We start from the raw sequence: 10,210 nt of genomic DNA on the forward strand, positions 1-10,210 counted from the left end.
TCACTAAGCGTCATGAATGTTCCCAATAAAATGAATTTATTAGCTTTTTCTCTCAGTTTTGTGGGGATACTTCAGTGCCTGTCCTTATTAGTTTTTCTGACTATAGGTGGTGTTATGCAGCAACAGATAGCGATTCAAGAACAGATCCCCAATAACCATTGTTATGGCTGCGGGAGCGAAAATGAACTGGGTTTACAAATCAAAAGCTATTGGCAATCAGAATCACAGGCGAGCTGTATGTTTACTCCTGCCCATCATCACTGTGCAGGACCAACCCATTTTCTTAATGGTGGCATCATCTCAACCATCATTGATTGTCATTGCGTGTGTATAGCCATTGCTAAAGGTTATCAGATGCAAGGGCAAGAAGTAGGTGTCGGTGAGGCAGTATGGTTTGCCACTGGTAGCCTTAATGTTTCATTCTTAAAACCTGTTGCGATTGACTCGCCTGTTACATTGAATGCAATGATTGTTGATGCGTCTGAGAAAAAGATTGTGCTTGAGTGTGAACTCCTCTCCAAAGGGGAGGTTTGCTGTCGAGCAGAGGTCATTGCGGTGAAAGTACCGAATTCATGGTTTGCACCAAACAAGGGGTGAAGTTCGAGCCAATATAGATTTCTTCCACTTGGCCCGAAGCTCCTTTCATTTCAAAGAATGTTTAGACCGAACACGCCTTTTACATCAAATAGTACTTGAGCAGTTTTCTCGCGTGAAACGTGGCTGCCTGTCGCCAGTATCTCGATAAGTTGCGCTTTATCATCTAAATACATGGCTCGTTTTTCTCGGATTGGTCGCAGCATATCTTGTAAGCACTCTTCGAGGATTTTTTTGGTCGTGCCGTCACCAAGACCGCCTGCTTGGTAGTATTCTTTTAGCTGAGCGACATAAGCAGGGTCGGAGTGAAAAGCGTCGAGATAAGTAAATACCACGTTTCCTTCCACACAGCCTGGGTCTTCAACTCTTAGATGGTTTGGGTCGGTATACATGGATTTTACTGCTGCACTTATCTCTTTTTCGCTAGCGCCAAGGTTGATTGCATTGCCCATGGTTTTCGACATCTTATTTTTGCCGTCTGTGCTTGGCAGTCTTGAGGCATTACTGAGCAGCGGCTTACACTCTTTGAGCACTGCTTTACCCGCTAGAGAATTGAGCTTTCTGACGATTTCATTGGTTTGCTCCAGCATAGGCAATTGGTCATCACCGACAGGAACCAAAGTGGCGTTAAATCCAGTGATATCGGCTGCTTGAGAAATCGGGTAGGTGAGAAACCCAGCGGGTAGTGAGCGTTCAAAACCTTTGCTTTGGATTTCATTTTTAACGGTTGGGTTTCTTTCCAGCCTAGCGATAGTGACTAAGTTACTGTAGAACATAGTCAGCTCAGCCAAGGCTGGCAATTGTGATTGCAGGCAGATGGTGGTTTGTGAAGGGTCGATACCAACAGCAAGGTAGTCTGCGACCACATTGAGAATGTTGGATGAGACTTTACGTGGATTGTGGGCGTTGTCAGTCAGACCTTGTATATCTGCAACCAGAATGTTTTGCTCACAAATGGATTGCAATGCGACTCGCTGTTTTAACGAACCAACGTAATGGCCGAGATGCAAGGGACCAGTTGCACGATCGCCAGTGAGGATAATTTCTTTTGGTTCAATGTGTTGTTGAGTTTTCATATGTGTATCTCCGAGATAAATAGATCGCTACTGGAGATACAAAAGAGATGACAATCTTAGCTACCTTCCAGCAGCATAAGAATGTAAGAATTCCGCGCCGCTCTAGTTAGAGCGCCACCAGAAGAATAGTGAAGGTGCGGATATATATTTCATTCGAGCAATCTAACAAGAAGTGTTTTTGAACACAACACGCTCGATAAAGATTTTATTGACGATTGCTTCGGGTAAAACAATCGAACATATCGACGATTTAACAGATCCTCATCACAAGGGTTAGAAGGTGATTTTTCTTCCATTCAATTTCTTAACCTTTTTCCTTAACACCTTCAATGTCGGTAATTGGTCCTGTTTAGATACCCACTGCTGCCAACCAAAGAGTGATTGCTCATAGAAACGTACAAACATCCCCTCTTTTATGCCAACAATACGTTGACTGCTTTCAACCAATGCTAATTTAGTTTCAATATTCACCTATCTTCCCCCTTTTAAAAAGTGCCAGATGCAACTCTGGCACTTCAAAAATTAAAAATTAAAACGTTAAACTCTAAACGCTCAACTTTAAGGATTTGAGACGCAGGACGCGTAGCTCGTGCCGCTCGGAATGAGGCTGTGGACGTAGCCATCGTAGAGGTACACGCTGTAATAGTTAGAACCATCAGGAGTCGCCGACCAATGGTGGATGAGGGTCGGCCAACCGCGCGCGGTAAACATATTACCAGATGCGTCGTATAGCTCCACTTTTAACTCGTCTCTTGTCGCTAAACGCCAGTTCGTCCGTCCGCCGAGACTAAGGGTGTTGTAGGTAGTACATAGTACATTTGCGTTAGTCCAGTTGAATAGGTAGAAACTACCACTTGGGCCGTAAGTTCCACTTTCAGTATAAATACCGTTTGTAGCACTACCGCCAATGCTGTCTAAGTAGGCCACTGATGGTGAATTGGTAAATAACTTACCAGTACCTGTATCGAAGATATCTATACATGTACCAGCTAAGTCACACACAGTGACATTTGCCGTATCGCTGGTGATGCCATCCTTTTTTGCTATGAGTTCAGTGTCACCTTTAGTGTTACCCGTTACTAAACCAGAAGCGGATATGATCGCGACTGTTGGGTCTCCAACAATCTCCCACGTCACAGAATCACTGACGTCACTTTCGGTTCCATCATCGTATTTAGCCACCGCGACCATCTGTTGTGTGCGACCTACTAACACCGAAATCGGTGAGGGGGTCACCGTAATTTCAATCACTGTCGCGTCTATTGGTGGCTGAGGCTGAGAACTGAATGCGCCCTCTGAATTACAACCGGTTAATACTATTAATAATGAAGCAATTGCTATTGAAAATAGAGATTTAAAATATGTATTCATACTAATTCAACTTATTCTTGAAACTGGAAGCTAGGGATGGTGATTTCAACTCGGCGATTTTTAGCTCGTCCTTCTGCAGTATTGTTATCTGCAACCGGTTGAGACTCACCCTCACCACTCCACTCAAGTTGTGTCGGTGTGACACCCAGTTCAATCAGTTTATTGACAACCGCTTGAGCACGATGCTCAGAAAGGTTTTGATTGTAGAGTGCTGAGCCCGTTGAGTCAGTGTGTCCAACAACTTTGGCTTGATCTTGTGGGTAAGAATTTAATACTGAAGAGGTCTCAGTTAATTGGTCAATGAGCTCTTGGCTAAGTTCGACTGAATCAAAACCAAACAATCCATCTGTAGTTTTTGGTGAAAATGCCTGTATTTGAGGAGGTGTTTTTACAGTGGCAGTCTCTTTAACGGGAGTATCTTCAATAATCGACGTTGGCGCTGTTTCGACTAACGCTGGTTGAGTTGTACTGCCAAACGTATAGGTTAGACTGACCAACAATCCATGGCTATCATACTTACCCGTGTTTGACTTACCAATACTGTCAATGTATTGATAGCCCGTTGATAATCGGACGTTAGGGTTAAAGTAATAGTTAATCCCCACCTCACCGAGAGGAGAAAAACCTGTCGCATCGCTCTTACTTGAAGACAGTTGCGTTTTTTCCATGTCCCAATAAGCAGCACCAAGCCGACCGTATAAACTTAGGTTATCTTGTAGGTACCAATCGTAACGAAGAGCACTTTCAATCAACCAAGTTTTAACATTAACTGATGTGGCGTCCGCCTTTAGTTTATCGTGATATTGATAGCCTAAATCCCAACTCCAAGAGGGCGTAAACTGTAACCCGCCATAGAGACCTAAAATTGTGCCCTCTGGATTTGAATGATTGTAATTGTCGTCTAGGGCCCATTGATACCCACCCTTTACGCCAACAAAAATCTGAGGGGACTCCGTCGCAGCCAGTACAGGAATACTAAATAAACTAGTAAGTAATATTATTTTTTTCATAATTTCCATATAGTTAAATTGATAAATAGACAAATAGATAAATAGATAAATAGACAGTATCATTTTTAAGCAGGTATTGAGTGTAGGATTTGTCTGAACTTTATTTTCTGCAAAGAACGAACTCTCATCTGATCCAAAAAATGAAAACCAAAATAGCCAGTCTCAGAGAGATAAATATCGATAGAAGGTAGCGCGAGAAATCGAAAGAGACTCACAAATAGAGTCCACAGATAATAACTGTTTTTGATGCATTTGCTTTGCTATCAGGACACTAGACTTATTTTGGGTTTACAAAGGACAGTATTACCTTTGTGATCAGCGTCATGGAGTGCAATGCCGTTTTTTATCAGGCCAATACCTAATACAGTTACAGCCATGTTGGTCTCTCCGTATGAAATGGTTGAATTATTGCCACAGAACGCTCACTTGCCAACTTTTGAGCTACTCGAATTACTGTACGAGTCGATATGTTGGTGAGTTTGGCGGAATCACTAATACTCAGATTGTTGATAACTCGTAGCTGATAGATCTTTTCGTGTAGAATCAGAGGCAGCTTGCTGTCCTCTGTATTTACCTTCCTCCTTGGCTTTCTTTATTCCTTCAGCCTGACGACGGCGGCGATTTTGGTGATCTTTTCTTGCGATAGCAGCTAGCATATCTATCATCATGCTATTTATTGCTTTGTTCATCGCAAACTGCATCATTTATTATAATTCGGCGTTGTTATCTAGCTTAATTGAAAAATTTGAGAAGGAAGGCAACCAAAAAGTCGTGGAGTTGATAGCCGGTCTTTCTCCCGTTTCTTGACGTCATATCCAGCTTGCAGGGAATTACACATTTGGTTATAAAAAGGACAACATAGTTTTAGAAAGATTACTTGAAAACTTAGTGCCACTAGGAGAAGAAGAGGTTCTAGAAATGGTCGCGAACAAACTCTATATGCTCTCATCCCTTATAAATAAAGGGCTGAGAGCCAACTTTGGACTTTTCGCTGAAATGAGCGTAACTCCCCAACAACGGTAACCGCTGATACGGTGGCTGTGGGTGCAATGTTCGAAGCATGGTGGTAATCCACCCTGATTAATACTGTCTATTTTTCTGCTAGCGGTAAGGCAGTGAAGCCGCTAGCCAGATTATGATTAACTCCAATCATTTGAGCCGCGACTTCGCGGCTCTTTTTTGTTTTCTAACCTTAAACCACCTTCTTTAGAAGGTGGTGATCGTTCCTTTGGGCTATGCCCGAAGAACGCTCATGTTCAAGATGTCCTCGTTTGTAACCAGCAAATGAAGGAGATAAAGAACATGAGCAGATATGAATCCGCCTCACACGTATATTACAGGTGTCAGTACCACATAGTATGGACGCCAAAGTACCGCCTGAAAATCTTAAAAGGTAATTTGGGTAAGGAGCTTTACCGGAGCATCTATATCTACAGTAATATGAAGAACTGTAAGGTTGTAGAGCTGAATGTTCAAGTAGACCACGTACATCTGGTCGTGAGATTGCCCCCTAGTTTAAGAGTTTCGACATATATGGGCTTTGTAAAAGGACGAACCGCAATTCGCCTATTTAACAAATTTCCGTACTTAAGAAAGAAGAAATTATGGGGCAACAAATTTTGGCAAAGAGGCTACTTCGTTGATTCGGTAGGGATGAACGAGGAAATTATACGCAGGTATGTCCGACATCAAGATCGTGTGGGAAAGGAAGAAGAGGAGCGTCAGATGCGTCTTGGGTTAGAAAACTAACAGTGAGCCCCCTTTTAGGGGGCCTTTCAAAGCCACCTGCTATGCAGGTGGATTTTTTACTTCTGAAACCAATCAATACCTCTATTTCATCGATTCGAAAAATATCTCTTTATGGCTAGTCTTTAATCATTCTATGAAACAGTTTCATGGTGAGAAAGGAAACTGCTCCCTGCTTCATTGTTTGGTAAATCAGGCCAAGTAAGGCCCCATTGAGTGTGACTGCTCTCACGCAACTAGGTAACTAATTCATCAATACTAGCTCCATGAAAGCGGTTTCCATTTTAGAAGCGGCTTTAAAGTTAGGCAGTAACCGAGGTGTGTAAGTGGCGACGATCAAAGATGTTTCTGAATATGCAGGTGTTTCACAGGCAACGGTATCAAGAGTGATCAATGGCACCAACCGAGTCAGTCACGACAAGAAGCTGAAAGTTGAAAAGGCCGTACAAGTTCTCGGTTATCGCCCAAATGCAATTGCACAAGCGCTGGCTTCTAGCCGTACCGGAAGCATCGGAATCATCGTGCCTGAGCTGGGTGGGCCTTTTTACTCTGGGATTCTTCACAGCATTGAAAACAGGCTACGCCGACTAGGTTACCACGTGGTGGTGACTGCAGGTTCTAACACGGAGCAAGGACAGCGAGAGTCCGTTGAGTTCCTTCTTGGTCGCCGAGTGGATGCGATGATTTTGCACACTCAGCACTTAACAGATGATTACTTAACAGACCTTGAAGCGAAAGGTGTGGCGTTGGTATTGGTCAATCGATTCGTTCCAGAACTTGCGCAAAATTGTATTGAAATAGACAACGAGTTTGGTGGCCAGTTAGCGACTGAACATTTGTTGCGAATGGGGCATCGTAACATCGCATGTATTACCGGCCCTCTGGATAAATCTGATGCACGGGGGCGTCTGCAAGGTTACCGCAAAGCTTTGGAAGAAGCGGATATCTTGTTCGACGAAGCATTGGTTTCAGAGGCCGGTTTTACCGAGGAGTCGGGTGTGAGTGCGATGCGTAAATTGCTGAAACGAAATTGTTCATTTACCGCTGTGTTTACCTGTAACGATCACATGGCATTCGGAGCGTTTGAAGTGCTCAAAGAGGAAGGTATTAGCGTACCTGAACAGGTTTCATTGATGGGATTCGATGACATCTTGTTTGCTCGCTACATATCGCCACCGTTAAGCACAGTGAATTTTCCCATTGAACAAATGAGTGCTGAAGCCGTTCAACTGGTGATTCAAATACTCAATAAAAACAAGCGAGACGTGAGCTTCAAACTGTCACCGACTTTGGTGCCTAGAAGCTCTGTGAAACAACTCTAAATCCTACAAAATCATTTAAGGACAATAAGATGAAACTAAAAACTTTGACGCTTGCCACTGTTACTGCACTTGGAGTCGCATCAACAGTCAACGCTGCTAATTCTGATATTCGCTTTGATGGTTTCCCTGATTTTGACAGTAGCTTGAAAGTGCTGCTGCCTGACTTTGAAAAAGAGACAGGTATTAAGGTTGATTACCTGATGAACAACCACGGGGACCACCATACGAAGCTGACCACCAACTTAGCAACAGGCTCAGGCGCGGGTGACGTTATTGTTGTTGATGTAGAGAAAATTGGTCCGTTTGTGGCATCTGGCGGTCTAGTTAACCTGTCTGAAAACTACGGTGCCGATAAGTACGCAGAAAGTTTTGCGCCTTACGCATGGGCACAAGGTAAAGGTGCTGATGGTGATGTTTACGGCATGCCTGTCGACCTTGGTCCAGGTGTAATGTACTACCGCACAGACGTGTTTGAAAAAGCGGGTATCGATCTAAATGAAGCAATTAAAGATTGGGACTCGTACATCAAAGCCGGTGAAGAGCTAAAGAAAAAAGATGTCTACCTGATTGCGTCAGCAGCGGATGTGGCGCAAGCGATTATCTTTACTACAGTACCTGAAGGTGAAGGTTTATACTTCGATAAAGACGGTAACCCAGTGGTAACTTCAGAGCGTTTTGTCCACGCATTTGAAGTCGCAAAAGAGATTCGTGATAAAGGCCTAGATGCTCGTATTCTAGCTTGGTCAAACGAATGGTATGAAGGCTTCCGTAACGGCACGTTCGCAACTCAGCTATCTGGCGCATGGCTACTTGGCCACCTAAATAACTGGATTGCACCAGAGACAGCGGGTAACTGGGGTGTTTCTCACCTACCTGATGGTATCTACGGCAGCTGGGGCGGTTCATTCCTATCTATCCCAACGCAGTCTAAACATCAAGATGAAGCTTGGAAGCTGATTGAATACATGACAACCAAGCGTGATATCCAGCTTAAACACTTTGAAACCATCGCGGCATTCCCTGCAAACACAACCACTTATGACGATGATCTATTCCAAGAAGAAGTGGCATTCCTTGGCGGTCAAAAGGCACGTCTACTGTTTGCTGACGTAGCGAAAAACATCAAGCCAGTTGCACCTGCGAAAGGTGACCACGTTGCACGTTCTATCATTTTAGAGAATGCGCTAATGGAAGTGCTTGATGAAGGCAAAGATATCGAAACTGCGCTGAAAGAAGCAGAGCGCATGATCAAACGCCGTACTCGTAATCTTTAATTGGCTCGTTATTTGGTAAGGGAGGAAGGCGAACTTCGCCTTCCTAACTAGAGGTCGTTACTATGAATCATGCAGCGAGCAAGGTTATGGATACATCCGAGAGCAAAAGCCTTTTTTCTCGTCTGAGTTTGAAAGCGCTTACACCGTATGGATTCCTACTTCCGTTTCTGATTATTTTTTCTGTATTTGGGATTTTCCCGTTACTGTTTTCAATCTTTCTGTCGTTTCACGAGTGGAACCCAGTCGAAGGTTTAGGGGCGATGGATTATGTGGGGTTAGAAAACTACCACATCGCTCTGACTGACCCGTGGCTGTGGCGTTCACTGAAAAACACCCTATGGCTTGCGATTACATCTGGCGTGGCTCAACACTTGGTTGCGTTGCCTGTCGCATACATTTTGGTTTCAATGAGTGACCGTTTCCGCCATTGGCTGACATCGGCTTACTTCCTGCCGTTTATCACCTCAACGGTGGCGGCATCACTGATCTTCTTCAACATGTACTCGCCGAACTCGGGCATCATCAACCAGACCTTAATTGCACTGGCAGATAGCACTTTGTTTGGTTGGGCGTTCAGCTGGGTCAATGATTTTCAGCCAATCCGCTGGCTTGATGACGCGACGATGGTCAAGCCATCTATCGCTATCAAGGTGTTCTGGAAATACACCGGTTTTAACATCGTGCTGTACACCACGGGTTTGATGACCATTCCTAAAGACATTCTTGAAGCGGCTCGAATGGATGGTGCGAACGCTTGGCGCCGTTTCTGGAGTATCTCGTTGCCAATGATTCGTCCGTTTATCTTCTTCGCGGTGACCATGACCATCATCGGTAACTTACAGCTATTTGAAGAACCGTTCGTTCTGACTCGTGGTACCGGTGGTACAGGTCAATCAGGTCTAACGATTTCAATGTACCTCTACAAAGTAGGTTGGGAGTGGTTAGAAATGGGCACAGCATCGGCTATCTCTTGGTTGCTATTTATGCTGATTGCTGGATGTACTGCGGTTCAATTCTTCTTCGGTAAAAAAGGTTTGGGGGAGCAATAAGATGACTACTCAACACGTAATGTCTCCTCGCTGGCGTCCAAGTGATCGCAGCATTGAAATCTTTACCAAGCTCTTGATGGCGATGCTTGCAGTCGTGCTGATTATTTCGGCCATCATGACGGTGTTCCCGTTTCTGTGGTCGGCGCTGCTTTCTACTCGGGACCGTACGGAAATCTTTGGTACGGGCATCAGTTTCGCTATTGGTGACAGCTTAGCCATTAACTACGCTAAGTTGCTGGAAATCATGCCGTTTTGGCAGGCGATGTTTAACTCCATCTACATTGCTTTTCTAGGCACAACCATCTCACTGCTGTTTTGTAGCATGGGTGGTTACGCTTTTGCGGTGTACAAGTTTAAAGGCAAAACGTTTCTGTTCGGCATGCTGGTTGGCTCGATGATGATCCCGCCAGTGCTGAGTCTGATCCCTTACTTCATGATCGTGAAATTCCTAGGCTTGCTCGGTAACCATCTGGCGGTATGGCTGCCGTTCACCACAACGCCGTTTGGCATTTTCTTAATGCGTCAGCATGTGGTGGCTTCGATTCCTAAAGAGCTACTGGAAGCGGCAAAACTAGATGGTGCAGGTGAGTTTAGAACTTACTAACCACTATAAGGACAGACGCCATAAAAACTATTTAGCTGTTGTCTTGCTCACTAATGTCTACGCAACGGATTTGTAAACAGATCATTGTTATAAATCTCAACCGCTAATACTCTAAACAACAGTTTTCACTCAACTTATGACCTATACTAGAAATGAAACTTGGT

10 protein-coding genes and 3 pseudogenes are annotated in these 10,210 nt (G+C 44.2%); 7 read left to right on the forward strand and 6 right to left on the reverse strand.

Annotated elements, in window-relative coordinates; translation table 11 throughout:
- The first annotated feature begins 114 nt into the window (after positions 1–114).
- A complete protein-coding gene (locus tag ACQEXT_RS20995; RefSeq protein WP_426953412.1) occupies positions 115–597 on the forward strand; it encodes a PaaI family thioesterase in 483 nt (160 codons plus the stop codon).
- A 50-nt stretch (positions 598–647) separates the two neighbouring features.
- Here ACQEXT_RS20995 and trpS read toward each other — a convergent pair whose 3' ends face one another.
- The 6 genes and pseudogenes from trpS to ACQEXT_RS21025 form a co-directional block, all read right to left on the reverse strand.
- Complete coding sequence (gene trpS / locus ACQEXT_RS21000; RefSeq protein ID WP_426953413.1) at positions 648–1,670, reverse strand: tryptophan--tRNA ligase; 1,023 nt, start codon at positions 1,668–1,670, stop codon at positions 648–650.
- 273 nt (positions 1,671–1,943) lie between these two features.
- Positions 1,944–2,141 (reverse strand): hypothetical protein, encoded by a 198-nt coding sequence (locus ACQEXT_RS21005; protein ID WP_426953414.1) that lies wholly within the window; start codon positions 2,139–2,141, stop codon positions 1,944–1,946.
- A gap of 87 nt (positions 2,142–2,228) precedes the next feature.
- Complete coding sequence (locus ACQEXT_RS21010; RefSeq protein ID WP_426953415.1) at positions 2,229–3,041, reverse strand: Ig-like domain-containing protein; 813 nt, start codon at positions 3,039–3,041, stop codon at positions 2,229–2,231.
- 11 nt (positions 3,042–3,052) lie between these two features.
- A complete protein-coding gene (locus tag ACQEXT_RS21015) occupies positions 3,053–4,051 on the reverse strand; it encodes an OmpA family protein (protein ID WP_426953417.1) in 999 nt (332 codons plus the stop codon).
- 162 nt (positions 4,052–4,213) lie between these two features.
- A complete protein-coding gene (locus ACQEXT_RS21020) occupies positions 4,214–4,303 on the reverse strand; it encodes a helix-turn-helix domain-containing protein (protein WP_138971130.1) in 90 nt (29 codons plus the stop codon).
- 115 nt (positions 4,304–4,418) lie between these two features.
- Positions 4,419–4,743: pseudogene (locus tag ACQEXT_RS21025) on the reverse strand (hypothetical protein); the annotation flags it as partial.
- Between ACQEXT_RS21025 and ACQEXT_RS21030 the strand changes: the two are divergent.
- The 6 genes and pseudogenes from ACQEXT_RS21030 to ACQEXT_RS21055 all read left to right on the forward strand — a co-directional run.
- Positions 4,730–4,978: pseudogene (locus ACQEXT_RS21030) on the forward strand (Tn3 family transposase); the annotation flags it as partial. The pseudogenes ACQEXT_RS21025 and ACQEXT_RS21030 sit on opposite strands and share 14 nt — an antisense overlap.
- 375 nt (positions 4,979–5,353) lie before the next feature.
- Positions 5,354–5,800: an IS200/IS605 family transposase gene (tnpA, locus tag ACQEXT_RS21035; protein ID WP_426953418.1), complete on the forward strand. Its 447-nt coding sequence runs from the start codon at positions 5,354–5,356 to the stop codon at positions 5,798–5,800.
- 323 nt (positions 5,801–6,123) lie between these two features.
- Positions 6,124–7,119: a LacI family DNA-binding transcriptional regulator gene (locus ACQEXT_RS21040; protein ID WP_426953420.1), complete on the forward strand. Its 996-nt coding sequence runs from the start codon at positions 6,124–6,126 to the stop codon at positions 7,117–7,119.
- Positions 7,120–7,148: 29 nt separating this feature from the next.
- Positions 7,149–8,393: an ABC transporter substrate-binding protein gene (locus ACQEXT_RS21045; RefSeq protein WP_426953421.1), complete on the forward strand. Its 1,245-nt coding sequence runs from the start codon at positions 7,149–7,151 to the stop codon at positions 8,391–8,393.
- Between the two features lie 62 nt (positions 8,394–8,455).
- Positions 8,456–9,442, forward strand: coding sequence for a carbohydrate ABC transporter permease (locus ACQEXT_RS21050; RefSeq protein ID WP_426953422.1), 987 nt, complete (start codon positions 8,456–8,458; stop codon positions 9,440–9,442).
- 19 nt (positions 9,443–9,461) lie between these two features.
- Positions 9,462–10,043: pseudogene (locus tag ACQEXT_RS21055) on the forward strand (carbohydrate ABC transporter permease); the annotation flags it as partial.
- Positions 10,044–10,210: the final 167 nt, after the last annotated feature.

Origin of the sequence: Vibrio sp. TRT 29B02, from assembly GCF_050113655.1 — a bacterium.
Lineage (GTDB): Bacteria > Pseudomonadota > Gammaproteobacteria > Enterobacterales > Vibrionaceae > Vibrio.

What these genes read in the sequence shown, in the direction of transcription:
- ACQEXT_RS20995 (WP_426953412.1), top strand. Translation starts at nt 115, where the DNA reads ATGCAGCAACAGATAGCGATTCAAGAACAGATCCCCAATAACCATTGT.
- trpS (WP_426953413.1), bottom strand. Translation starts at nt 1,670, where the DNA reads ATGAAAACTCAACAACACATTGAACCAAAAGAAATTATCCTCACTGGC.
- ACQEXT_RS21010 (WP_426953415.1), bottom strand. Translation starts at nt 3,041, where the DNA reads ATGAATACATATTTTAAATCTCTATTTTCAATAGCAATTGCTTCATTA.
- ACQEXT_RS21015 (WP_426953417.1), bottom strand. Translation starts at nt 4,051, where the DNA reads ATGAAAAAAATAATATTACTTACTAGTTTATTTAGTATTCCTGTACTG.
- ACQEXT_RS21020 (WP_138971130.1), bottom strand. Translation starts at nt 4,303, where the DNA reads ATGCATCAAAAACAGTTATTATCTGTGGACTCTATTTGTGAGTCTCTT.
- tnpA (WP_426953418.1), top strand. Translation starts at nt 5,354, where the DNA reads ATGAGCAGATATGAATCCGCCTCACACGTATATTACAGGTGTCAGTAC.
- ACQEXT_RS21045 (WP_426953421.1), top strand. Translation starts at nt 7,149, where the DNA reads ATGAAACTAAAAACTTTGACGCTTGCCACTGTTACTGCACTTGGAGTC.
- ACQEXT_RS21050 (WP_426953422.1), top strand. Translation starts at nt 8,456, where the DNA reads ATGAATCATGCAGCGAGCAAGGTTATGGATACATCCGAGAGCAAAAGC.